The sequence below is a fragment of the Allomuricauda ruestringensis DSM 13258 genome (assembly GCF_000224085.1).
In the GTDB taxonomy this organism is placed as follows: domain Bacteria; phylum Bacteroidota; class Bacteroidia; order Flavobacteriales; family Flavobacteriaceae; genus Flagellimonas; species Flagellimonas ruestringensis.
In genome coordinates, this window is record NC_015945.1 from 401719 (window position 1) to 427297 (window position 25579).

24 protein-coding genes and 1 tRNA gene are annotated in these 25579 nt (G+C 40.9%); 13 read left to right on the forward strand and 12 right to left on the reverse strand.

Translation table 11 applies throughout. From position 1 onward, the window contains the following. Positions 1-60: 60 nt before the first annotated feature. From purU to MURRU_RS01990, 4 genes are all read left to right on the forward strand, one after another. On the forward strand, positions 61-909 hold the full coding sequence (gene purU, locus MURRU_RS01975; protein WP_014031735.1) for a formyltetrahydrofolate deformylase: 849 nt from the start codon (positions 61-63) through the stop codon (positions 907-909). Positions 910-1127: 218 nt separating this feature from the next. Further along, positions 1128-2480 (forward strand): MFS transporter, encoded by a 1353-nt coding sequence (locus MURRU_RS01980; RefSeq protein ID WP_014031736.1) that lies wholly within the window; start codon positions 1128-1130, stop codon positions 2478-2480. 109 nt (positions 2481-2589) lie between these two features. Next, complete coding sequence (locus MURRU_RS01985) at positions 2590-4881, forward strand: glycoside hydrolase family 65 protein (protein WP_014031737.1); 2292 nt, start codon at positions 2590-2592, stop codon at positions 4879-4881. Between the two features lie 111 nt (positions 4882-4992). Then, the gene (locus tag MURRU_RS01990; protein ID WP_014031738.1) at positions 4993-5697 is read left to right on the forward strand and encodes a DUF4197 domain-containing protein; all 705 of its coding nucleotides are present in this window, start codon (positions 4993-4995) and stop codon (positions 5695-5697) included. A 184-nt stretch (positions 5698-5881) separates the two neighbouring features. Here the strand turns inward: MURRU_RS01990 and MURRU_RS01995 are convergent, their stop codons facing one another. After that, positions 5882-6406 carry a hypothetical protein gene (locus tag MURRU_RS01995; protein ID WP_014031739.1) on the reverse strand — a complete coding sequence of 175 codons (525 nt, stop codon included), beginning with the start codon at positions 6404-6406 and terminating at the stop codon, positions 5882-5884. A gap of 198 nt (positions 6407-6604) precedes the next feature. Here MURRU_RS01995 and MURRU_RS02000 point away from each other — a divergent pair, with 198 nt between their 5' ends. After that, positions 6605-6796: a hypothetical protein gene (locus MURRU_RS02000; RefSeq protein ID WP_014031740.1), complete on the forward strand. Its 192-nt coding sequence runs from the start codon at positions 6605-6607 to the stop codon at positions 6794-6796. Positions 6797-6812: 16 nt separating this feature from the next. Here the strand turns inward: MURRU_RS02000 and pyrF are convergent, their stop codons facing one another. The 9 genes from pyrF to MURRU_RS02040 all read right to left on the reverse strand — a co-directional run bounded on the left by pyrF (position 6813) and on the right by MURRU_RS02040 (position 15758). After that, a complete protein-coding gene (pyrF, locus tag MURRU_RS02005; protein ID WP_014031741.1) occupies positions 6813-7634 on the reverse strand; it encodes an orotidine-5'-phosphate decarboxylase in 822 nt (273 codons plus the stop codon). A 41-nt stretch (positions 7635-7675) separates the two neighbouring features. Then, positions 7676-8752: a peptide chain release factor 1 gene (prfA, locus tag MURRU_RS02010; RefSeq protein ID WP_014031742.1), complete on the reverse strand. Its 1077-nt coding sequence runs from the start codon at positions 8750-8752 to the stop codon at positions 7676-7678. Between the two features lie 69 nt (positions 8753-8821). After that, a complete protein-coding gene (locus tag MURRU_RS02015; RefSeq protein ID WP_014031743.1) occupies positions 8822-10117 on the reverse strand; it encodes a DUF3570 domain-containing protein in 1296 nt (431 codons plus the stop codon). Positions 10118-10151: 34 nt separating this feature from the next. Continuing rightward, the gene (locus MURRU_RS17550; protein ID WP_014031744.1) at positions 10152-10361 is read right to left on the reverse strand and encodes a DUF4266 domain-containing protein; all 210 of its coding nucleotides are present in this window, start codon (positions 10359-10361) and stop codon (positions 10152-10154) included. A 12-nt stretch (positions 10362-10373) separates the two neighbouring features. Further along, entirely contained in the window at positions 10374-11369 is a 996-nt protein-coding gene (locus MURRU_RS02020) for an FAD:protein FMN transferase (protein ID WP_014031745.1), read from the reverse strand. Further along, on the reverse strand, positions 11366-11803 hold the full coding sequence (locus MURRU_RS02025) for a thioredoxin family protein (protein WP_014031746.1): 438 nt from the start codon (positions 11801-11803) through the stop codon (positions 11366-11368). The genes MURRU_RS02020 and MURRU_RS02025 overlap by 4 nt, the downstream gene beginning before the upstream one ends. 20 nt (positions 11804-11823) lie before the next feature. After that, a complete protein-coding gene (locus tag MURRU_RS02030; protein ID WP_014031747.1) occupies positions 11824-12264 on the reverse strand; it encodes a QcrA and Rieske domain-containing protein in 441 nt (146 codons plus the stop codon). A gap of 48 nt (positions 12265-12312) precedes the next feature. Continuing rightward, positions 12313-13491: an AIR synthase related protein gene (locus tag MURRU_RS02035; RefSeq protein ID WP_014031748.1), complete on the reverse strand. Its 1179-nt coding sequence runs from the start codon at positions 13489-13491 to the stop codon at positions 12313-12315. A gap of 80 nt (positions 13492-13571) precedes the next feature. Beyond that, entirely contained in the window at positions 13572-15758 is a 2187-nt protein-coding gene (locus tag MURRU_RS02040; RefSeq protein WP_014031749.1) for a glutamine synthetase III family protein, read from the reverse strand. A gap of 211 nt (positions 15759-15969) precedes the next feature. Between MURRU_RS02040 and MURRU_RS02045 the strand changes: the two genes are divergently transcribed. Then, positions 15970-16980, forward strand: coding sequence for a glutamine synthetase beta-grasp domain-containing protein (locus MURRU_RS02045; RefSeq protein ID WP_014031751.1), 1011 nt, complete (start codon positions 15970-15972; stop codon positions 16978-16980). Between the two features lie 61 nt (positions 16981-17041). Here the strand turns inward: MURRU_RS02045 and MURRU_RS02050 are convergent, their stop codons facing one another. Further along, a complete protein-coding gene (locus MURRU_RS02050; RefSeq protein WP_014031752.1) occupies positions 17042-17980 on the reverse strand; it encodes a calcium/sodium antiporter in 939 nt (312 codons plus the stop codon). A gap of 150 nt (positions 17981-18130) precedes the next feature. Here MURRU_RS02050 and MURRU_RS02055 point away from each other — a divergent pair, with 150 nt between their 5' ends. The 3 genes from MURRU_RS02055 to MURRU_RS02065 all read left to right on the forward strand — a co-directional run bounded on the left by MURRU_RS02055 (position 18131) and on the right by MURRU_RS02065 (position 20905). Next, positions 18131-18490 carry a BlaI/MecI/CopY family transcriptional regulator gene (locus MURRU_RS02055; protein ID WP_014031753.1) on the forward strand — a complete coding sequence of 120 codons (360 nt, stop codon included), beginning with the start codon at positions 18131-18133 and terminating at the stop codon, positions 18488-18490. Continuing rightward, positions 18490-20232: a M56 family metallopeptidase gene (locus MURRU_RS02060; RefSeq protein ID WP_041801222.1), complete on the forward strand. Its 1743-nt coding sequence runs from the start codon at positions 18490-18492 to the stop codon at positions 20230-20232. The genes MURRU_RS02055 and MURRU_RS02060 overlap by 1 nt, the downstream gene beginning before the upstream one ends. A 523-nt stretch (positions 20233-20755) precedes the next feature. Beyond that, a complete protein-coding gene (locus tag MURRU_RS02065) occupies positions 20756-20905 on the forward strand; it encodes a hypothetical protein (protein WP_014031755.1) in 150 nt (49 codons plus the stop codon). Here the strand turns inward: MURRU_RS02065 and MURRU_RS02070 are convergent. Further along, the gene (locus MURRU_RS02070) at positions 20896-21408 is read right to left on the reverse strand and encodes an adenine phosphoribosyltransferase (RefSeq protein ID WP_014031756.1); all 513 of its coding nucleotides are present in this window, start codon (positions 21406-21408) and stop codon (positions 20896-20898) included. The genes MURRU_RS02065 and MURRU_RS02070 overlap by 10 nt on opposite strands. Positions 21409-21471: 63 nt before the next feature. Between MURRU_RS02070 and MURRU_RS02075 the strand changes: the two genes are divergently transcribed. The 4 genes from MURRU_RS02075 (at position 21472) to MURRU_RS02090 (ending at position 25575) form a co-directional block, all read left to right on the forward strand. Next, positions 21472-21545, forward strand: a tRNA-Arg gene (locus MURRU_RS02075). 355 nt (positions 21546-21900) lie between these two features. Continuing rightward, entirely contained in the window at positions 21901-23583 is a 1683-nt protein-coding gene (locus MURRU_RS02080; RefSeq protein WP_014031757.1) for a sulfatase family protein, read from the forward strand. 66 nt (positions 23584-23649) lie between these two features. Beyond that, on the forward strand, positions 23650-24750 hold the full coding sequence (locus tag MURRU_RS02085; protein WP_014031758.1) for a formylglycine-generating enzyme family protein: 1101 nt from the start codon (positions 23650-23652) through the stop codon (positions 24748-24750). A gap of 12 nt (positions 24751-24762) precedes the next feature. Further along, entirely contained in the window at positions 24763-25575 is an 813-nt protein-coding gene (locus MURRU_RS02090; RefSeq protein WP_014031759.1) for a helix-turn-helix domain-containing protein, read from the forward strand. The last annotated feature ends 4 nt before the right edge of the window (positions 25576-25579 follow it).

Sequence of the window (25579 nt, forward strand, 5' to 3'; positions counted from 1 at the left end):
TAATAAAAGTTTGGACTTCCTTTTTTGAATACCATAATTTTATCCGCTCAAACATGTTCAATGAAACTGACCATTCTTATCAATTGCCCGGACCAATCTGGTATAATTCGCTCTGTAACCACCTTTATCCATCAGCAAAAAGGGAACGTGGTGTACCTTGATCAACATGTGGACAAACAGGCGGGCGTATTTTTTATGCGTTTAAAGAGTGAATTTGAACAGGAATTGGACCTACCCAAGTTCAAAGAGGATTTCGGTCGGGGATTGGCAACTGGTTTCAACATGGAATGGGATGCCTACACGGATGAATACAGGCCTAAAATGGCCATTTTTGTTTCCAAGTACAATCATTGCCTTTATGATTTGTTGAGCCGTTACAATTCTAGGGAGCTCTCAGTAGATATTCCTTTTATTTTGAGCAACCACAAGGATTTGGAGTATGTAGCAGAACAGTTCAACATTCCTTATTTCCACATTCCCGTAACCAAAGAAAATAAAGCTGAGGCCGAGGACAAACAACTGGAGCTATTAAAAAAGTACGGTGTGGATTTTATTGTATTGGCTAGGTACATGCAGATTGTATCACCAAAGGTGATTGATGAATTCCCCCAGAAAATCATCAACATCCATCACTCTTTCTTACCTGCATTTGCCGGGGCTAAACCTTACCATGCCGCTTTTAATCGAGGCGTAAAGATTATCGGTGCTACCAGCCATTATGTTACCGAAGATTTGGATGAAGGGCCGATTATTGAGCAGGATGTCACCACCGTTTCGCACACGCATTCCGTTAAGGATTTTATTGCCAAGGGCAGGGATTTGGAACGCATAGTCCTTTCCCGAGCCGTTCAACTTCACGTAGCTCGAAAAACTATGGTTTACAACAACAAGACCGTGATTTTCTCCTAAAATCAACTACCTCAAGGCAAGCCTGTCTGCCGACAAAGGCAGGCCCACGAGGTATTCAAACGAACAAACCTTAAAACCATTTCGACGCAGTGCATCGGGGAATTAAAGCCATTTAATGGGATTAAAGTTTGTCCACGAAAATGTTTTATTTTACTTTCCCTAAAAGTATTCGAGAGCGGCATAAGCAGTTCAAATTGTGGATCTAACACTCTATCACAATGTTTCAAAAGCGTAGATTAAGCTTCTGGGAAATCTGGAACCTCAGTTTCGGATTCCTTGGAATTCAAATGGGTTTTGCCCTCCAAAATGCCAATGCCAGTAGAATTCTCCAAAGTTTTGGGGCCGATGTCCACGAACTTTCATGGTTTTGGATCGTTGCTCCACTTACCGGACTTATTGTTCAACCTATTGTAGGCCATTATAGCGACAGGACCTGGACACGCTTGGGACGCAGACGACCTTATTTTCTAACAGGCGCCCTTTTGGCTTCATTGGGACTCATTTTTATGCCCAATGCGGATATGTTCACTGCTTTTTTGCCCTCACTCTGGGTTGGGGCCGGTATGCTTATGGTGATGGATGCCTCATTCAACATTGCCATGGAACCCTTCAGGGCTTTGATTGCGGACATGCTACCATCTGACCAACGTACGCTGGGCTACAGTATTCAAACCGTATTAATTGGTGTAGGTGCGGTCATCGGTTCTTGGTTACCATACGTATTGACCAACTGGATTGGAATTAGCAATACGGCCGCGGCGGGCGAAGTTCCTTTAAACTTGCTGCTTTCCTTTGTAATAGGTGCGCTAGTGCTGATCATCAGTGTGGCAATTACGGTGTTTACCACAAAAGAGTACACTCCCAAGGAAATGGCTCTTTTAAACCAAAACGAAAAAGTCAAGGAAACAGAAAAATCGACAGGCGGCCTAATCGATATATTTACCGATTTTGCCAAAATGCCAAAGACCATGCGGCAATTGAGCTGGGTACAGTTCTTTTCCTGGTTTGGGCTGTTCGGTTTATGGGTGTTTGCCACTCCGGCCATTGCTGAGCATATTTATGGATTGGATCCCAACCATAGTCAAAGTACCGCCTATCAAAATGCAGGTGATTGGGTGGGCGTTTTATTTGGTGTGTACAACGGTGTTTCTGCCATCTTCGCTTTTTTTCTTCCTGCCATTGCCAAAAAAGTAGGCCGAAAAAAAACACACGCAATCTCATTGATCATAGGTGCCCTAGGCTTTCTATCCATTTATATTATGCCCAACGAAAATTGGCTGATACTTTCCATGATAGGCATCGGAGTCGCATGGGCCAGTATCTTGGCTATGCCATACGCTATTTTGGCAGGTGCCATTCCTCCACAAAAGATGGGAGTTTATATGGGCATTTTCAATTTTTTTATTGTGATTCCCCAAATTATAAATGCACTAATTGGAGGCCTAATGGTACAATACCTATACAACGGACATCCTATATATGCACTAATGACTAGCGGTATCGCCTTTTTAATTGCCGCCTTATTGGTTTCAAGGGTCGAGGATATAGACGAGAATGGAACTGCTATTTAATCGGAATTTATTATGTTCGGGCAATGTCAATATCCATAAAAACCACAGGTTTTAATCAAATTCTAACAATTTAATCCAAAAAACAAACAACACATCAATCACCCCTAAAATGAATCAAGACTATATACAATCACATCCATGGAGCATTATAGAAGAAGGTTTCGACAAGGAACGCATCAAATCTTCCGAAAGCCTTTTCAGTATGGGAAATGGGGTTATGGGGCAGCGTGCCAATTTTGAAGAATCCTATTCGGGCCCCACATTTCAAGGAAGCTATATTGGAGGCGTATACTATCCAGACAAAACCCGTGTCGGATGGTGGAAAAATGGCTATCCCGAGTATTTTGCCAAGGTTATAAATGCCCCAAATTGGATTGGCATCGATGTTAGTATCGATGGAGAGCCCTTGGATTTGGCCACTTGCACTAATATCAAAAACTTTAAGAGGGAGCTTAATATGAAGGAAGGATGGTACCGAAGAAATTTCGTCGCCACTACGCCCAATAATGTAGAAATAGAAGTTGTGGCCACTCGGTTTTTGAGTCTATCCCATGATGAAGTTGGAGCAATTCAATTTGAGATAACCCCAATGAATACTGATGCTGAAATTGTTTTTAAACCTTATATTGATGCTGGTATTACCAATGAGGATAGCAATTGGGACGATAAGTTCTGGAACACCACCAATATTGAATCCAATAAAAACAGAGCCTTTATTGAGTCTCACACCATGAAAACACATTTTAATGTGTGTACTTTTATGCAGGCCCATTTGGTTTACGGGGATACCATAAAAGAAACTCCTGATTCCCTAAATAAAGAAGAACTTGCAATCGGTTTTGAGTTTTCCCAAAAAATCAAGAAAGGAGAAAAGGTAAGTTTGATCAAATATGGTGGTTACGCGGTAGACCGAAACCATGACGCGAACAAATTAATGGAAGCTGCCAACTCAGTGCTGGATGAAGTTTCTTCCCTAGGTTTCGATAAACTTCTGGAAGAACAGAAAAAGGCATGGGCAGCTATTTGGGAAATGAGCGACATTACCATAAAAGGTGATGTAAAAGCCCAACAAGGTATCCGTTTTAATATTTTTCAATTGAACCAAACCTATACCGGAACAGATTCCCGATTAAATATTGGGCCAAAAGGATTTACAGGTGAAAAATATGGCGGAAGCACCTATTGGGATACCGAGGCCTATTGCCTTCCTTTTTATATGGCCACCAAAAATCAGGAAGTGGCCAGAAAACTGCTCAAATACAGATACAACCATCTGGATAAAGCCATAGAAAATGCCGAAAAATTGGGTTTCACCAAAGGTGCTGCATTATATCCTATGGTTACCATGAATGGTGAAGAATGTCACAACGAGTGGGAAATCACCTTTGAAGAAATCCACAGAAACGGTGCCATAGCCTATGCCATTTACAACTATACAAGATACACCCAAGACTATAGCTATGTTCCAGAAATGGGGTTGGAAGTACTGATCGGAATTGCACGATTTTGGCAACAACGGGTCAATTGGTCCACTCACCGCAATAAATATGTGATGTTGGGAGTAACCGGGCCCAACGAGTACGAAAACAACGTTCATAACAACTGGTACACCAATTATATTGCTAAATGGTGTTTGGAATATACTTTGGAGCAATTAAATTATGTACAGCAGGAGTATCCCAACGACTACAAAAGAGTTTTGGAAAAAACCCAATTGAGCAACGACGAAACTGGACTGTGGATAAAAGTAGCCGCCCACATGTACTTGCCCTATTCCGAAGAACATGGGGTTTACCTTCAGCAAGATGGGTTCTTGGACAAAGATTTGGTTCGCGTGGCCAAGTTGAATAAAAAAGAACGCCCCATTAACCAACATTGGAGCTGGGACAGAATTTTACGTTCCCCGTACATTAAACAGGCCGACACCTTGCAAGGGTTTTATTTTTTCGAAGACCATTTTACAGAACAAGAACTGGAAAAGCATTTCGATTTTTATGAACCCTTTACCGTACATGAATCTTCACTTTCACCTTGCGTTCATGCCATACAAGCAGCAAAGCTGGGTCGTATGGAGCAAGCGTATACTTTTTACCTCCGTACATCCAGATTGGATTTGGACGATTATAACAAGGAAGTGGAAGAAGGGCTTCACATTACTTCCATGGCAGGAACTTGGATGAGCATTGTGGAAGGTTTTGGGGGCATGCGTGTAAGAGACGGTAAGCTTTGCTTTTCTCCAAAAATCCCAGAGCAATGGGACAGGTATTCCTTCAAAATTAATTTTAGGGACAGGATTTTAAAGGTTACTGTTGCCCAAAGTGGCACAATAATTACGATGAACGAAGGGGAAAGCCTGGAAATTCTTGTCAATGGCGAACCCATCATTTTGGATCAACAATAAACTGAACAAATCGTTGAACTATAAACAATGAATTCATCCAAACGTCTTAGAAATCAAAGATTATTTATGTAGTTTCCCATATATTATTACTCCAAATTAAAAAATTTAACCATGAAAAGATTATTGCTATGTATTTTGGTGTTGCAGCTCGTGGGATGTGCGGAACTCCAACAAGTTGTAAACCAATTACCCCAAGGAACTACAGGAATCGGAAATGCCGAAATAGCACAAGGATTACGGGAAGCCCTGAATATGGGTATTGAGAAACAAGTGGATAAGCTAGCTCTGGAAAATGGCTTTTTTAGAAACGAACTTGTAAAAATCTTGCTTCCGGAAGAACTACAAAAAGTGGACAAAACCTTGCGTGATGTTGGCTTGTCCAGCTTGGCGGACGAAGGCTTGAGAATAATAAACCGTGCCGCAGAGGATGCCGTTGGCGAAGCCACACCTATTTTTGTAGATGCCGTAAAGGGAATCACTTTTAATGATGCCAAACAGATTCTTTTAGGGAACGATAATGCCGCGACCCAATACCTACAACAAGCCACAAAAACACAGTTGTACAATAAATTCAACCCAATTATCAAAAATTCGTTCCAAAAAGTGGGAGCGGACCAAATCTGGAGCAACATTATCACCAAATACAATAGCCTGCGCCTTACCAATAATGTAAATCCAGATTTAACCGACTACACCACCAACGAAGCATTGGAAGGAGTCTATACCATGATTGCTCTGGAAGAAAAGGAAATTAGGACAAAAGTTTCATCAAGAACAACAGATTTGTTAAAAAAGGTATTCGCCCTTCAGGATTAATCATAATTTTTTGCTAAAAATGCAATAACTCAAAAACTAAAGCGTTATAAACTCAATAATTAAGAATAATTATAACAAAATCCTAAAGTTAAATTAACCTTGGCCTGAAGGTTAAACTTGAATTTTGTACAAGTTATCTGAGTTAGCATTTTTTTGAGTTAGTTAGTTTAAAAACCGGTGTTCTTCACCGGTTTTTTGTTTTCTGAGCTTTTCGGTAGAGCCCATCAAAAGCAATTGAGATACTGTTCCCTTCTCCGAGAACCTCCCATAATTGTCTCACGGTTCCATCATCGTTTTTGGTCCAGGTAATTCGGTTCCTATATTTTTTGCCATCAGATTTTTTAAACTCATCAGAAGTCAAGATCATTTGATTGTCAACCCTATTCCCCTTCAATTTTAAAGAAGCTCCTGCATTATCTATCCATAACTGCTCCCATTCATTGGTCTGAGCATTATAAAAATTAAGACTGGTTCCCGTATACCCTGCTTTGGCACTGATCCAATTTTCTCGAATCACGCAACCACCTTCTTCCTTACTGATTACACTAGAACCTGCAAGAGAGCCATCTTGGAAATTAACTACTTCCCACTCCCCTACCCAAAAATCAAAAGCAATGTGGTTTTCAGAGCAGCAATTACAACTTTCCGCATCTTGTGCTTGCACAGCCACTTGAAAAATTAAGGTGAAGATGAATAGTAGCTTTCTCATAAGTACAATCTATCTGTTGTTCAACTTCTTTTAAAAGTACGTTAATTTTATTCTAACGAAATGTAAGCGCCACAACCAAATGGTCACACATACGTTAAATTTTAGATAAATTACCTGATTTATAGATGTATACCACCCTTAACATAATCCACAAGCCTGTTTTGAACGTATCTTTGTTATTAACAAATCTTGAGAGCTATGAATAATCAGTATTGTAAAGTTGGATCTGTTACACCAATCACCAGTGTAAACCAAGCAGCATCAGTTTTGGAGGTAATGCACAATAATTTTATGGAAAAAGCTGCCAGCGTTGCCGGTAAAGACACTCAGTTGGGAGAATTTTTTAATAGGAAAGCGCAGAGCATCAAGAAGATTTTGGAAAGCCTATAATGGGCATTGATATGATCTATTTGATTTTGCTCAGTTCAATTTGCATTTCTTGCTGGATTTCTTGTGCCTTTTTCGCAGCGGTTTCAGCAAAATCCAAACCTGTTGAGGCATATAAAATACCTCGAGAAGAATTCACCAACAAACCTATATCCTTGGTAATTCCATACTTGCAAACTTCTTGCAAACTTCCCCCTTGCGCACCAACTCCGGGCACCAACAAAAAACTTTCTGGTACAATTTCCCTAATATCCTCAAGATAAGAAGCTTTAGTGGCACCCACCACATACATTAGCCTTTCTGCACCTTTGTACGTTTTAGAGACGGACAATACTTCTTTATACAATTCCTGACCATCTACATTTTTGGTCTGAAAATCAAAAGCCCCTTGATTGGACGTAAGTGCCAACAAAATGGTATGCCTGCCCTCAAACTCCAAAAAAGGCTCTACAGAATCCTTGCCCATGTAAGGAGCAATGGTAATGGAATCAAAATCCATGGTTTCGAAAAACGCCTTGGCATAGCGAGTGGATGTATTACCGATATCTCCACGTTTCGCATCAGCTATGGTAAACATTTCTGGATGATTGGCATTCAAATATGCCATGGTACGTTCCAAGGATTTCCATCCTTCCAGACCATAAGCCTCATAAAAAGCAATATTGGGCTTGTAGGCTACACAATAAGGATGCGTAGCATCAATTATAGCCTTGTTGAAAGCGAAAATAGGGTCTTCTTCTTTTAAGAGGTGTTCTGGAATTTTATCTAAATCCGTGTCGAGACCAACACAGAGGAACGATTTTTTTTGATGTATTTGGGCAATTAAATCTTCTATCTTCATTTTGAATGGTTCTCAACCGTGCTCAATTGGGAATTAACCGATTAAAATATCTCCGAAGCTTCTTTGAGTTTCTCGGTGTTTTCCACCAACATCAACTCATCGATTATCTTTTGGACATCTCCATTGATGATGTTCTGTAAATCGTACAGTGTTAGACCAATTCGGTGGTCGGTTACCCTACCCTGTGGATAATTGTAGGTACGGATTTTTGCCGAACGATCTCCGCTACTCACCTGCGAATTACGTTTGGCAGCATCCTCGGCCTGTTTCTTGGCCAATTCCATATCGTACAAACGGGAACGAAGTACTTTAAAGGCTTTATCCTTGTTCTTGTGTTGGGACTTTTCGTCTTGACATTGCGCTACAATCCCTGTGGGTTCGTGGGTTAAACGTACTGCTGAGTATGTAGTGTTCACCGATTGCCCTCCAGGTCCAGAGGAACAGAAGTAATCAATCCGTACATCTTTTGGGTCTATTTGAACATCGAACTCTTCCGCCTCGGGAATCACCATAACGGTAGCCGCACTAGTATGCACCCTACCTTGGGTTTCGGTCTGTGGTACACGTTGTACACGGTGCACCCCGGCTTCAAACTTCAGGGTTCCGTATACATCCTCACCGTTTACCTCAAAATGGATTTCCTTGTATCCACCGCTAGTTCCTTCGCTCAAATCGATTACGTTGGTTTTCCATCCTTTGGATTCGCAATATTTGGTGTACATACGGAATAGGTCTCCAGCAAAAATACTGGCCTCGTCCCCTCCAGTTCCTGCTCGGATTTCCATTACTACGTTTTTCTCGTCTTCAGGATCCTTCGGAATCAACAAGTATTTGATTTCTTCTTCCAATTTGGGCAAGGCACTTTTGGCCTCGTCCAATTGCATTTTGGCCATTTCCAACATTTCTGTATCACTACCGTCGGCAATAATTTCTTCTGCTTCCTGGATATTGTTGGTAAGGCTTATGTATTCGTCGCGTTTGTCGCTGAGCAACTTCAAGTCTTTGTACTCTTTGTTTAGCTTTACGTACCTTTTTTGGTCCGCAATAATATCGGGTTGTATGATGAGGTCCGAAACCTCATCAAAACGCTGTTTTACAATGTTGAGTTTGTCTAGCATAAATCAATCCTCCTAATGGGAATGCGAATTTACGATTTTTTAGTTGGATTATTTTTTAATTAATTGAGGTCAGTTCCCAACAAAAGTAGTCCCAAGGGTAACAATAAAGGCATTGAGGCCATCACTTCTATCGTACTGACTAAAACGCAGATTGATGGTTTTCAGTCCAAAATTGAGCACTCGGGCACTAGTAAAAATATCCTTGTACTGCACTCCCATTCCATACTGATGGGCATCGTATTTGGACAAATCGTAATCCGAAGTATAGAAATCATAGGTAGATAACGCTTGCTCCTTGGGATAAAAATAGTCAGCCGCCGTTTGGGTATAATATCGGTAACTTGGGTATAGGGTGAACCTGTTCGTCAACTTAAAAGGTGCTTCCAAACTTGCGGTATGGGAACGAATTCCCCAATCGTCCCAATAAAAACGATAATACGAGCGCAGCACTACCAAATCATTTAAATAATAATTTAACCTTCCGCCCACAGGTATTTTGAACCTGCTATCGGGCAATTGCTCCACATTATCCGCCAATTGGAAATCATCAATATAAAAATCTTCAAAATCCGAGAAATACACGCGTTGGAATGGCGTGCTCAACAATCCGTTCTGAGATACCACATCCATAAATAGGGCACCTTGCAATTTTTGGCTCAAGATCTGGGAGAAATTCAAGGAAAGTGAGTAAGAATTCCGCTTTTCATCCTCAAACTCAGAAAAAATCGGATTGTAAGCACCGTTTCCGGTGATACGGTCATCAAAGAAACCATCACGTAGTTCGATAGGGTACTGTGAATTCCATTTATCCAAATATACATTACCACTAAGTGTGATTTCTGTGTTCTTCTCGTTGAATAACTTGGTGTAACTGCCTCCAAAGCCAAAGGAAAAATAATCGTACTCCGACGAAAAATAGGCATTGGCACTCCAAATGGAGTTACGGTCGTGGGAACTGTGCTGATAAGTTGGGTTGATATAGACCAAAACATCCTTTCGAGATTCTCCCGAAGAAGCATCAAACGGAGTAGCATTGAGTCCGCCGTCCAAAGGATTTACATTACTGGAAGATGCCGAAGTATAGGCGGACAACCCCACATCCACAGTTAAAACATCGTCCTCGTTCATGGGCATTCGCAAGACAATGCTAGAGGTAGCGTCCGTTAATTCCTCAGTACCTTCGCCACCTGTAACTGCCGCATTTTGCCCATCTTGATCGTAATAGCTAAAAAGCAAGTCAACCTCACTTGCCTCCAACACCCTTCGTTTGTACGAGGTATCACCCTGTTGCGACCATCCCAAGGATACCATCAAAAATAATAAGACTACGAAAACGGTTTTTGCTGATTTGGATGATTGGGTCATGAGGTTTTTTAAATTAATCATTTGAGGTTCTCATTCAATTACATCCGCATCCACCGCCCGTTTTGCCTCCGTTGGCACCAGAGGAGGCCTCTCTATAAATATGGAAATTGGTTTCAAAACGTTCGCAAGGTCGCGCACTCAACTGCATCTCTTCGTCGTTCACGTAAACTTTATCGTATTCACGAACGGCGACACAGGAACTTGAGAAAATTAAGAGTAGTAGCAAAAAAAGAGGTCTTCCCATATTTTAAATGTACTAATTCGTATCGAACATGATACCTGAACTTTTATGAACCTTATTTTTGGAATCTACCACAACGGCCTCCACACCGTCAATTTGGTTGATCATGTGCAGACCAACGTCCCGGCCCATTATAAAAACTGCTGTGGCAAGGGCATCGCACAATTCAGCTTGTTTTGCAAAAATCGATACGCTATTAATACCTGTGGTAGGGTACCCTGTTCGCGGGTCAATGATGTGCGAATATTTTTTTCCGTCCAGCTCAATATACTTTTCGTAATTGCCCGAAGTAGCTACGGAAGACTCGATTATTGGTAGCCAACTGAACACTTTATCCTTGCTCAGTGGATTAGCAATGCCCACCAGCCATTTTTCACCTGTGACCTTAGTGCCCCAAGTGGTAAGGTCACCCGAAGCATTGATGATTCCGCCTTTCACTTCTTTGGACACCAAGAGTTCTTTGGCCCTATCTGCTGCATACCCCTTTCCGATAGCTCCAAACCCAATGCACATACCTTTTTCGGGCAAAAAAACGGTTTGGGCATCTTGGTCCAACTGTATTTTTTGATACCCGACTTTTAAAATGGACTTTTTAATTTCTTCTTCTGAAGGAATTTTATCCATGGTTCCATCAAACCTCCAAATCTCATCCATGGAGGCATAGGTAATATCAAAGGCCCCATCTGTTATTTCCGATATTTTGATGGACCTCTCGATTAAATCAATCAATTCTTGACTCACCTTAACTGGTTTTATCCCAGCATTTTTGTTGATCAAAGATGTTTCGGAATCCTTATCCCATGATGAGATGATTTTTTCTATACGTTCAATTTCTGAAACAGCTTCATCTATATTGATGTAGCCAATATCCTCGTTCGGTGCCACTACGGTAATCTCGAACCGGGTACCCATAAGTTTTAGGGTCTTTTTTACAGTGACATCTGTTTGCCTCAACTGCCCAAACGACAGCAGACAAGAAAAACTGCAGATAAAGGCTATAAGGCTTTTCATTTTAGAAATTTGTTAAGTGTTCTGATATATTTTTCGGGACTGGTTCGGGCCACAAAACCTGTGGTGCCCAAAACGTTTTGGTTCTTATCCATTACCACAACCAATGGGAAATAACCCTTTGGGTTATATTTTGCGGCCAAGGACTTATTCACATTTAATTTTTCTTCGGGTAATTGATTTTTCTTTTTGCGGGGAAAATCTGCATCATACATCACATAATGCTCAGAGGCATAGGCTTTGAACTCCTCGCTATCAAAAACATGTCTTTTTAAACGGATACATGGCGCGCACCAATCCGAACCAGAAAAGACCAAAACAATGGGTTTATCTTCTGTTGCAGCCTTGGCAAGGGCATCATCAAAATTATCTTGCCATTCTTGGGCCTGAAGTATACCGGTACATACAAAGATCAGTATGTAGATTAGATGTTTCATAAGATTGGGGACTCAAAAAACTATTCATAAATCCGTAAAATGGAACCGTTCAGTTCCGTATTGTAAACCTTGAGTGCTCTTGCGGGGGAGCTGTCAACCTGGTTAAGGGGTGCTCCATCTTGATCAAAACGAGATCCATGCACATCGCAATAAAAAATACCGCCACTTTCATCTACAAATCGCACTTGATCATAAGATTGATGGCTGCAAACCTGACTTGCGGCCACATATTCACCTTCTAAATTTTTAACGATAACCACTAAGTTTTTTAATATAAAACCTCCATTGGAAGCCAAAGCTTGAGCTTCTTGCGATGTAAGGTCTACTGTAAAGTCGACACCAGTGGGCTCTTCCACTATATCTCCGTTCACATCATCCTTGGAACACCCTTGTAAACAGGGGAACGTAAGTGCAAAGGCTGCGCCTGCGCCCAAACTTCGCAGAAACTCTTTTCTTTCCATAGCGTGAGAGGTTTATTACAAGAACGCTATTTCAAGGTAAATCGTATGTTAATAATCAAACTTGCCGTACGAGCTTTGGATAGTCAACTTTTTACTACTAGCGGATTCTACCCGACCAATAATTTGGGCATCCACATCAAAACTTTTGGAAATGGAAATGATTTCTTCTGCAACCTGCTCATTCACATAGAGTTCCATTCGGTGACCACAATTAAAAACCTGGTACATCTCTTTCCAATCGGTCCCTGATTGTTCTTGAATTAGTTTGAACAGGGGTGGAATCGCAAACATATTGTCCTTGATGATGTGAAGGTTTTCCACAAAATGAAGAATTTTGGTCTGTGCCCCTCCGCTACAATGCACCATGCCATGTATTTCTTTGGAAGTATATTTTTCCAATACTTTTTTAATGATGGGTGCGTAGGTTCTTGTTGGGGACAGCACCAATTTACCTGCATCTAACGGAGAATCGGGCACTGCATCTGTGAGTTTTGTGTTTCCAGAATACACCAATTCTTCCGGAACTGAAGCATCAAAGCTTTCTGGATATTTCTCAGCCAGATATTTGGAGAACACATCGTGTCTGGCAGATGTTAATCCGTTACTGCCCATACCGCCGTTGTATTCAGTCTCATAAGTCGCCTTTCCAAAGGAAGCCAGGCCAACGATTACATCTCCAGCTTTGATATTGGCGTTATCTATCACGTTTTTTCGTTCCATTCGGGCCGTTACCGTGGAATCCACGATAATAGTCCGCACCAAATCACCCACATCAGCGGTTTCACCTCCTGTGGAACGAATGGTGATGCCATGCTTGTCCAAATCGGAAATAAGCGCTTCGGTACCATTGATAATGGCCGAAATTACTTCACCCGGAATCAAATTTTTGTTTCGCCCAATGGTTGATGACAATAGTATGTTATCGGTGGCACCCACACAAATCAGGTCATCCACATTCATAATGAGTGCATCTTGGGCAATGCCTTTCCAAACCGAAACATCGCCTGTTTCTTTCCAGTACATGTATGCCAAGGAAGATTTGGTGCCGGCACCATCGGCGTGCATTACCAAACAATGGTCATCGCTACCTGTTAAATAATCGGGTACAATTTTGCAGAACGCTTTGGGGAAAAGCCCTTTGTCTATATTCTTGATTGCGTTGTGCACATCTTCTTTGGAGGCCGAAACACCTCTTTGGGCATATCTTTTACTGGTATCCGATGACATATAAATGGTTTGGGCAAAAATAACGGAAAGCCATCAAATTATTGATATGCTTTCCGTCTTTTCCTTTTTGGGTTGTCTTTCTATTTGGAAAACAACATTTCCCTGTATTTGGTAAATGGCCAAAATTCATCCGCGATCAGTTTCTCCAATTTATCGGAATGTTCCCGGATTTTATCAAAATACGGTTTCACATTATTGCAATAAGCCTGGGCCTTTTTATCCACTACGGACATGCCATTGGCTCGCCTTCTGGCATCCGCCATTTCATCGGTAAGTTTTTTGATGTCCACAATGTGCTCTCCGATCTGTTCCAGAATGTTCAATTGACCTTCGGCCACTTTCTTGTGCGCCGCTCCATAGACCTCTTTTAACCCATGAATGTTCTCCAACAACATGTTTTGGTACTTGATCGCGGCGGGAATGATGTGGTTGTACACCATTTCGCCCAATACACGACCTTCTATCTGAATATGGAAAATATAAGCGCCCAATTCCACCTCTTTGTGGGCCTTGAGCTCCACTTCGTTCATCACCCCCATTTGCTTGAAGAGCTCGTAGCTTTCCTTTGATGTGATTACTTGGAGTGCCTCTGGTGTATTTTTATTGAAGCTCAACTTTCGCCTTCTTGCTTCTTCTTGCCATTCAATACCATATCCATCACCTTCAAAACGGATGCGTTTGGAAGTTTTTATGTATTCACGAAGCACATTGAAGACCGCCTCGTCCTTTTTCAGGTTTTTCTTGTCAATCAGTGTATCGACTTCCTTTTTAAAGTCGGTAAGCTGCTTGGCCACGATGGTGTTGAGCGTGGTCATGGGCTTGGCACAGTTCATCTTGGCACCTACCCCCCTCATCTCAAACTTGTTTCCGGTAAACGCAAATGGAGATGTCCGGTTCCTGTCCGTATTGTCCAGCAATATTTCCGGAATCTTACCTACTACATTGAGCTTGAGTTCTGTTTTTTCCTGTGGAGACAATTTTCCTTTGGAAACCCCTTCGAGTTCGTCCAGCACATCGCTTAATTGTTGTCCTATAAAGATGGAAATAATAGGTGGTGGTGCTTCATTGGCGCCCAATCTGTGGTCGTTACTCGCCGAGGCAATGGAAGCTCTCAACAATTCCTCGTATGTATCCACAGCTTTGATGGTGTTCACGAAGAAAGTCAAGAACTGAAGATTTTTCATGGGTGTTGTACCGGGGCTCAATAGGTTCACCCCCGTATCGGTACCCAAGGACCAATTGTTGTGCTTGCCCGACCCGTTGATGCCCGCAAATGGCTTTTCGTGGAACAGTACGGAAAAATTGTATTTGTCTGCAATCTCCTCCATTACATCCATCAACAATAAATTATGGTCCACGGAGAGGTTGGCTTCTTCAAAAACCGGGGCAAGTTCGAACTGGTTTGGCGCTACCTCATTATGGCGCGTTTTTACAGGGATTCCAAGTTTGGTACATTCCTTTTCCAGTTCACTCATAAAACCTAAGACCCTTGCCGGTATCACTCCAAAATAGTGGTCGTCCAGTTGTTGTCCCTTAGCCGAAAAACTACCTACTAGGGTTCGCCCTGTCACGGAAAGGTCCAAACGGGAATTCACCAATGATTTATCAATCAAAAAATATTCTTGCTCCCACCCTAGCGTGGCATGCACCTTTCTTACATTCTTATCAAAATACTGCGCTACACCTGTCGCGGCCTGATCTATGGCCTGCAACGCCCTCAACAGTGGTGCTTTATTGTCCAGTGCTTCCCCCGTATATGCTACAAATATGGTGGGTATACATAGGGTTGTTTTGTAAATAAATGCTGGGGAGGTCGGGTCCCAGGCCGTATAGCCGCGTGCCTCAAAAGTGTTTCTGATTCCTCCGCTCGGAAAACTGGATGCATCGGGTTCTTGCTGCACCAATTGTGCGCCCCCAAACTTCTCCATGGCCCTTCCGTCGGGAAGGATATCAAAAAATGCATCGTGCTTTTCTGCGGTGGCTCCTGTTAATGGCTGAAACCAATGTGTGTAATGCGTGGCCCCCATGGATAGTGCCCAAGCTTTCATACCCTCAGCGACTTGATCGGCAATCTTCCTGTCGATCTTATTTCCTTGATAAATGGCTGATTTTACTTTATCAAATGCTTCTGCTGTCAAAAATTGCAGCATTTTTTCTTCGTTAAATACATGCTTACCGAACAGGTCGGATCTTTTCCCTGTTTCATTAATAGTGGCATATTCCCTGTTGCGGCTTTCTACCAAGGCTTGAAATCGTGTTTTAGGCATTTTCAATAATATTTAATTTTCAAATCTACAATTAACAATTTAATAAAATATACTGCAAAAATTACTTTTTTTTCATTCTGCCCTAAATAAAATAGGGGTAATATAAATAATAGGTGCAGATTTGTGATTTTACCCCCATAAAACATTGATAATTAAATGAAAAAACTATTTTTGTAAATCATAAAATTGAGAACGATTAACTACCAGAATTATGAGCAAATCTAAATTAGAGTATCTATGGTTGGATGGTTATGAACCAACGGCCAACATTAGAAGTAAAACTAGAATAGAAGAAGATTTTAGTGGTAAATTGGAAGACTGCCCCATGTGGTCCTTCGATGGTTCATCTACAAAACAAGCCGAAGGCGGTTCCTCTGACCGCCTGTTGAAGCCTGTTGCCATTTACCCTGATCCCGCAAGAAGAAATGGTTATTTGGTTATGACCGAGGTAATGAATGCTGATGGAACCCCGCACGTGAGCAATTCCAGAGCCACCATCGATGATGCAGATGATGATTTCTGGTTTGGATTTGAGCAGGAATACTTTATTATGGACACTGCAACCCAACTACCATTAGGATTCCCTGTTGGTGGTTATCCTGGGCCTCAAGGTCTTTACTATTGTTCTGTTGGAGGAAGAAATACTTGGGGAAGAGATCTTGTTGAGGAGCATGCCGACCTTTGTTTGGACGCCGGACTTACCTTTGAAGGTATCAACCAAGAGGTTGCCGCCGGACAGTGGGAATTCCAATTGTTCGCCAAAGGTGCCAAGAAAGCTGGTGATGAAATTTGGGTAGCGCGTTACATGCTACAAAGATTGACAGAAAGCTACGGATACTACATCGAATACCACCCAAAACCTGTTAAAGGTGACTGGAACGGTTCCGGTATGCATGCCAACTTCTCCAATACTTTGTTGAGAACTTGCGGGTCTAAAGAAACTTACGAAAAAGTATGTGAAGCGTTCCGTCCAGTAACCGATGAGCACATTGATGTTTATGGTGAGTTCAACGATGAAAGATTGACCGGTAAGCACGAAACAGCGCACGTTTCTGATTTTTCTTATGGAGTATCGGATAGAGGTGCTTCCATTAGAATTCCAATTATGACTGTTGAAAAAGGTTGGAAAGGTTGGTTGGAAGATAGAAGACCAGCTTCCAATGCAGATCCATACAAAGTTGCAGCCAGAATTATTAAAACGGTTAAATCCGCAAACGTATAAACACGTATATAAATTAGTTGTTGATTATAGGTGAAAACCGTCCCGTTTTGTGGGGCGGTTTTTATTTTATGGTAAAATAGATAAAGGTGGCATAAAATGCCAAGAGTATCAATCCATCTCTCCACCCCAAGCGCAGCCCTTTTGGGAAGAACACCAAAGGAAGGATAAGGAAAGAAATCCCCAACATCCAAAAGATATCACTGGACAACAATCCTTCGTCCATAACGGTTATGGGAGTAATTATTGAGGTAATTCCCAAAACGGCCAATAAATTGAAAATGTTGGAACCTATCAAGTTTCCCAAGGATATAGCCTTCTCTTTTTTTAGCACCGCTATTACCGATGCTGCCAGTTCAGGGATGCTTGTTCCTACGGAAACAATGGTAATTCCAATTACACGATCACTGACCCCAAATGAGGATGCAAGGCCTATGGCTCCATCTATAAGTAATTCGGAACCTCCCCAAAGTGCCGTTCCACCAATTCCCAAGAAAAGTGCAATCTTGTATAATGGTAGGGGTACATCATCTTCGGGCATTTCGTCCACAACCGCCGTTTTTTGAAATCTAAGCAGGTACACCAAGAACACAAATAGAAGGGATACAAGAATAATTCCTTCATATTGCTGAAGCACTCCATCAAAATAGATGAAACCACAGAACAAAAGCGAAGCGACCATCATTACAGGCCAATCGGTGGTATAAAAACTCTTCCGTACATTTATACTTCCCATAATAATGGTGATTGCCAAAACCAATCCTAAATTGGCAATATTGGAACCTACCACATTTCCCAAAGAAAGATCAGGGAAACCATCCAAAGCAGCTTTTACACTAACAATAAGTTCTGGAGCAGAGGTAGCGAACGACACCACCGTCATACCAATAATAATTTTGGGGATGTACAATCTCAGGGATAAAGCAACTGCCGATTTTAATAACCAATTCCCCCCGGCTATCAAAAGGACCAATCCCAAAACAATAAAAAGTAGATTTCCCAAAAAGTAAAATTTTGTGCAAAGATACGGGAAGAATCGCTGGTCAAAGAAGGTTCTTTCAAAAAGAAAAACTATAAATATAGTTAATAAACTATAAAAATAGTTATTTAACTAAGATATTAGTATTACGTTTGGGTAGATAAAGAATATATCATGCAAAAATTGACCAATAAGGAAGAGGAAGTCATGAAAATCCTCTGGGAGCTGAAAAAGGCTTTTGTAAAGGAAATACTTGAGGAAATACAGGGTGAAAAACCACATTACAATACCTTATCCACCATTGTGAGAAATCTTCAAGAAAAAGGATTCGTAGATCATGAGACCTTTGGCAACACCCATAGGTATTTCCCAGTGGTGAGCAAAGAGCAATACCGTAAAAAATATGTGAACGCAGCCATTGCGGATTACTATAATGATTCCTTTAAAAGTTTGGTCTCCCACTTTGCGCAGGAGGAAAAAATATCCATTGCAGAACTCAAAGAGATCATTGACCTGATAGAAAAGAAAAAATAATGGAACCGATACTCATGTACTTATTACAATCGGCACTTATATCCGGAGGGTTTTTGGCGGTTTACCATATTTTTTTAAAGCGCGACACCCTTTTTACGGAAAACCGCATGTTTCTTTTATCGGGATTGATACTCGCTTTTGTGTTCCCCTTCATCAAAATTAAAAAAACGGTAGTGGTTTCCAAACCTATACTTATTCAGGCCGATGAGTTGGGAGCTCAAGCTACCTCAGCCCTTGTCGAAAGTAGTTTGTTCACTGCGGAAAACATACTCCTTACCCTATATAGTGTAGTAAGTGCTATTTTGTTGGTAAAGTTTATGATTCGATTGATTTCGTTAAAAAGATTGGCCGAAAATGCCCATAAAAGAAAGGAAACTCCGTTTTTACACTTGGAAACGGAAAAACAGATATCTCCTTTCTCTTTCTTCAACTACATTTTTTATAATCCAAGACTTTTTGAACCCAACGAACTGCATTCGGTTTTGGAGCACGAAAAGGTACATGCCCGTCAATACCATACGTTGGATATCTTATTTCTTGAGGTTTTAAAGATATTTTTCTGGTTCAACCCCGTATTATGGCTCTACAAAAGTGCTGTAAGGCAAAATCTGGAATATTTAGCGGACCACTTTGCCATAGCGCAAACAGAAGACAAAAAATCCTACCAATACCTGATGCTGAAGCAGGTGGTAGACAAGCAAGAATACATTCTAGCCAATTCATTTTATAATTCATTAATCAAAAAACGAATAGTTATGTTAAATCAAAATCAATCGAAAAAAATCAATGTGCTAAAAACCCTGGTCGTAGCACCGTTATTGGGGTTGCTTCTAGTGAGTTTTAGTATTAAGGAAACCTATCTGTATAAAGATTTCGACAGTGCAGGGAGTTTAATGACCGAAAAACAATCAAAAGACAACAAAAAAATTGAATTCACCATAGACAAAAATACGTCAGATGCTAAACTCAATAATATCAAAAAAGATTTAGCCAAAGATAACATTGATTTCAGTTACACCGCAGTTAGAAATGATGCAAAAGAGATAATTGAGATTTCTCTGCAATTGAGCGGTAAAAATGATGAGGGCAAAAAAGTGAGCGGAAATTACAGTGGTAATTCCGATGGCCCCATAGGTCCAATTACAGTTATTTATGATGATGAAAGCAATGTGGTTTCTTTTTGGAATTCCGGCAAAAAGAAAAATGTTAGCATTCATAAAATAAAAGGAACGAAATCTTGGACCACTAATGATCAGACCGAAGTCATCATTAAAAAGATAGATAATGAAAAAGTTGTAATTGTAGACGGTAAAAGGCTAAGTGACAAAGAAGCTAAAAAACTACATATTGAAGATGATGAGGACATAAAACATGTTAGTATTAAAAAAATTGAAAAGAAAGGCGAAGGAAACAATGTGATGATCATTAATACCGATGAAAACAACGATGTTGAAGTAAAAAGGAACAATAATGTAATGATCATCAAAGATTCGGATGACTATGGGGATATTAAATTAATCAGCAACGATGACGATGCCAGTTTCTTTTTTATTGATTCTGACGGTAAAGATGAACCGCTATTTATTGTGGATGGCAAAAAAGCACAATCAAAAAATATTAAAAAGATTTCTCCCAGCAGTATTGAAAACGTAAATGTATATAAAGGGGATAAAGCAGTTGAGAAATACGGAAAAAAAGCTAAAAACGGGGTTGTTGAAATAACTACCAAGAAAGGTAAATGATTACAGTATAATCATTTTTTGAATAGTCCAAGGAACCGTCTTTTAAGGCGGTTCTTTTTTGACATGCCCAAACGAAAACCTAAAAACAGCCCCATTTTTAAACGAAATCTCCCTTGGCTTTTAGAAAATGCCCAAAAACACCTCTATAATTCTAACATTTAGATAGCTAAAAATCATTTAACAATTACAATTCATAACTTCAAACAAGATGAAAGATTTCAGTTGAAGAGGCAATCCATTTTCTAAGATACAATCTCGTATGCAATTGCATTGTTTTTGACCTAATTAGTTGGAAGCATGACTTTTATCATTATATATTCGTAGAAACAACAATAAGATAACAGTTTTTTCAAACCTAAAATCAATCAAGAAATGATAGCAATTGTAAAGTTTTTCATCGCACTCCTTGTTCAACTCTTAACAATAATATTTATTTAGAACATGGGGTTTTCTTTACTGCAATACTTATAAATCTACCTTGTAAACAGCTTTACCTATATTTGCCTAAAACCAACGCAATTATATGTTTTACAAGATATTGGCAAAAATCAACAAAGTCGTACTTCCTTCTTACAGCAAAAGGGGTTTGGACCTTTCCAAGGCATCCAAATTACAAATGGCCATTATAGGTTGGAGATACTATGTCACCAAAAAAGCATTGGATCAAAATTGAAGAAGCGCCTCTTTTCGGTAACCTTTTATTTTTTCAGCTCCATTTAAAAAGGTGAGTTCAATCAAAAAATTGCATTGCACCACTTCTCCCCCTAATTTTTCAACAAGCTTACAAACGGCCTGGGCCGTACCGCCAGTGGCCAAAACATCATCGTGCACTAGCACCTTCTCCCCTTTTTCTATGGCATCCGTATGGATTTCCAGCGTTCCAGTACCATATTCTAAATCGTAAGATTGGGAAATCGTCTTATAAGGTAGTTTTCTGGATTTACGGACAGTAACAAAGCCTGCTCCAAGTTTTTCGGCCAGCATGGGCGCAAAAATAAACCCACGGCTGTCCACCCCAACAACTTTGTCTATTTTCGTGTTGCCTACCAAACCCAACAGGGCATCCGCGGCTTTTTGGAAAGCGCTTGGGTCTTTTAACAGCGGGGTTATGTCCTTAAAAACAACACCGGGCGTAGGGAAGTCCTCAATATCACGAATATAGGGGGCAAAATCCATTTTTTTGTATGTTAGGGTTTTGTGGTAAAGTTAAAAAGAAATATATTTGCAGCCCTTAAATAAGGCCGCGTGGCGCAACTGAATAGCGCATCTGATTACGGCTCAGAAGGTTGCAGGTTTGAATCCTGCCGCGGTCACTGGGCAGCAATGCCAAACAAACGGAAAACCTTGCAAAATCTATGAGATTGCAGGGTTTTCGCAGTTTTAGGCACATCCATTAATTTGTATTGATTTGATTTGAGAACAAATCGGTCAACAAATTTTTGATAGGTCAACAGTGTTGACCGAATGGCCATAGACCCAGAAGCCATAGTTGATTTGACTCTTATCTAATTGTCCACTTTTTTGTTGCAAGTCCATTTTAGTGCAACAAGAAAAAAAGCACACAAAGAACAAACCATAAAAACAACCTATGCCCCAGTAGCTTTTTATTAACTTTAGCACTTTAGAAATTTCGAGCACATATAGACTCCTAATAAGACCAAAAAAACAATGAGACATCAACTAAGCAAACCAATTACCAACCTATTTTACATCTTTCTTGGATCCCTTTTACTGGTTTCCTGCAAGGATGAAACCAAAAAAAGTGAAACTCAAAAAGAAGAAAGTAAAAAAAGACCCAATATTGTTTTCATCATTAGTGATGACCATGCTTTTCAGGCCATAAGTGCCTACGGTGGGCGATTGGCGGAAGTTGCTCCTACGCCCAATATTGATAGAATCGCCAAGGATGGTATGCTGTTTGAACGTTGTTTGGTGACCAACTCCATTTGTGGGCCATCAAGGGCTGCCATACTCACAGGTAAGTACAGTCATCAAAACGGTTTTATTGACAATACCATTGGTACCAAATTCGATTTTAGCCAACAAACATTTGGCGAACTCCTTCAACAAGCTGGGTATAAAACAGGGGTATTGGGAAAACTTCACTTAGGAGACACCCCATCCAAAGGCTTTGACTATGTAGACATCTTGCCTGGACAAGGCTCCTACTACAATCCGACCTTTATCAACGAGGAAGGACAGTATCAATTGGAAGGCTATACCACCGAAATTATTACCGACAAAGCCATTAAATGGATGGATTCTGTTAAGTCTGGAGAGCAACCTTTTATGCTGTTTCTTGGTCATAAATCCCCACACAGGCCTTGGCAACCTGGGCCCAATGAATTGGGCATGTACGAAAATGTGGAGATTCCTGAACCTGAAACCTTATTTGATGACTATTCCGGAAACAGGGAGGTAGCTTCCTTAAACTATATGTCCATTTCCGAAGCCATGAAATTGGAACAGGATCTCAAAATAACGGATCAACCCCAAAATGGGTTTACCGAAGAGCAACAAAAACAGTGGGACGCCATTTATGGTCCAATCAATGAAAAATTCAAAAAGGACAATCCCCAAGGCGACGACCTCACCCGATTCAAGTACCAACGCTATATGCGGGATTACCTTGCCAGTGTGGCCGGGGTGGACAAAAGTGTAGGCCACGTCTTGGACTATTTAAAAGATGCTGGACTAGATGAGAACACCATAGTCATCTACACCTCTGATCAAGGGTTTTATTTAGGGGAGCACGGTTGGTTCGATAAAAGATGGATGTACAAGGAATCCTTGCGCACCCCATTGTTGGTAAAATGGCCCGGAACTGTTAAACCAGGAACGGTCAATACCGATTTGGTTTCCAATCTCGACTTTGCTGAAACCTTTCTTGACATCGCACAAACCGAAATTCCGGAAGATATGCAAGGAAAAAGTATCCTTCCTGTGTTAGAAGGAAATACACCTTCCGATTGGCGAAATGCACATTATTACCATTATTACGAGCACCCTTCGGAACATGATGTGAGACGTCATTATGGAATTACTACCGATAGGTATAAATTGATTCACTTCTATTACGATATGGATGTGTGGGAATTATATGACTTACAGAAGGATCCCAGTGAACTGAACAACATTTACGGAGATTCCGAATATACAGAAGTTCAGGACAAACTACATAAACAACTGGAGGAGCTAAGGGTAAAATATGAGGACAATGATTCCTTGAACCAACAATTTATAGAGGAATACAATGAAAAAGTGAAAAAAAATCCTTTAATCGAGTATTGGAAGCTTTCTCCGGAAGAGATGAAGAAACTGTATCAGGAATATTTAAAAAACAGGGAGTAAAGCTTAAACATCTCACGAACCATCGCAAAATACTTCGGATAAAAACATTCAAAAACCGAAAACAAAATGACACCTCAGCGTACCTTTTCTTTTTACTTTATATTATTTACCCTGTTTACAAGCTGTAAATCCAAACCGGACCAATCAAAAGAAAGCGTTGGCACTTCCAAAACAATAGAGCATGTAAAGCCAAGCAAAGCTCCCAGTGAAGCTCCCAAAGGTATGGTATGGATACCCGGCGGGGAATTTAACCAAGGGGCCGTACCCAACGATAACATGGCCATGTCCCACGAAAAACCTGCGCACAAAGTATATGTTGATGGCTTTTTTATGGACATCCATGAGGTAACCAATGCCCAGTTTGCCAAATTTATTGAGGAAACCGGCTATGTTACCATGGCCGAACGTGAGATAGATTGGGAAGAAATGAAAAAGCAGTTGCCCGAAGGCACCCAAAAACCCCATGATTCCATTCTACAGCCTGGTTCTTTGGTGTTTAAAAAGACAAAATCCAGTGTTCCCAATCTGTATGATTACTCCCAATGGTGGGAATGGAAGATCGGTGCCAGTTGGAAGCATCCCAATGGTCCCGACAGCAATATTGACGGCAAAGAAGACCATCCTGTGGTTCACATAGCCTTCGAGGATGCACAGGCCTATTGTAAATGGGCAGGACGAAGATTGCCCACGGAAGCTGAATGGGAGTTTGCGGCCCGTGCCCAAAAAACGGACAGCAAGTTTTTTTGGGGCGACGACATCGACCAGCTCAGTTCTCATGCCAATTCTTGGGAAGGCGAATTTCCCGTGAAAAATACGATGCAAGACGGTTTTGAACGCAGAGCTCCGATCATGAGCTACCCAAAAAACGATTTTGGTCTTTATGATATGGCCGGCAACGTTTGGGAATGGACCAGCGATTGGTACAACACAAATTACTATCAAAAGCTGGCTTCGAACGGGGAGGTCGCACAAAACCCAAAAGGGGCTGCAAGTGCGTTCAATTCTAATAATCCTTATGCCAAGGAACGCGTGATCAAAGGGGGATCGTTCCTCTGTAGTGCTTCTTACTGTGCAAGCTATAGAATTTCGGCACGCATGGCCACTAGTCCGGATTCGGGTATGGAGCATTTGGGCTTTAGGACCGTTCACTCAGCAAATATGCCATAATTTTAGTGACGTATGAGTACAGCAATTAAAGTGAACAACAAGATTTCCCTTGCACTGGATATAAAAATCGAACTTTTTGATGTGAACAAACGCTATACCAGACCACACCGGCACAATAAGTATCTGGAACTGGTTTATTTCAGCAAGGGATCAGGTTTTCACTATATGGATCAAGATTCGTATGAAATCAAACCTCCTATTGCTTTTATCATCAAAAAAGATGAAGTGCACCATTGGCAGATTGACACCGTACCCGAAGGGTATGTCATTATAATTAAAGATGGTTTTTTGGACAAAACATTGGACAAACACATCAATGATCAATTTAGACAACTTGAAAATCACCGAGCATTTGAAGTGCCCATTGATGCATCGCTCAACTCCCTCTTTCAATTGGCTTCCGAACTGGTGAAAAATCAAGCAAAAAGTTCCCAAATTACGGTAGAAGGAATTCTTAAGGCCCTGCTGTCCAAAATATTGCACTACGCACCCAACAAATCCCATTCGGAACAGAATTTGGCATTTCATTTTAAACAGCTACTTCAAGAAAGCCCAAAAAATGATGTCTCACATTACGCTGATTTATTGCATACCAGCTCCCAGAACCTAAACACCCATTGTAAAAAAGAGTTCGGCAAGACGGCTTCACAGGTAATTGCACAACATATTGTACAAGAAGCAAAACGCCAACTTACCTATACCAACCTTTCGATAAGCGAGATAGCTTATGCCACAAATTTTAAGGACAGCTCCCATTTTATAAAATATTTTAAGCGGTTTGAAGGAGTGACCCCGCTACAGTTCAAGAAAAGCAAGGTTTTATAGATAC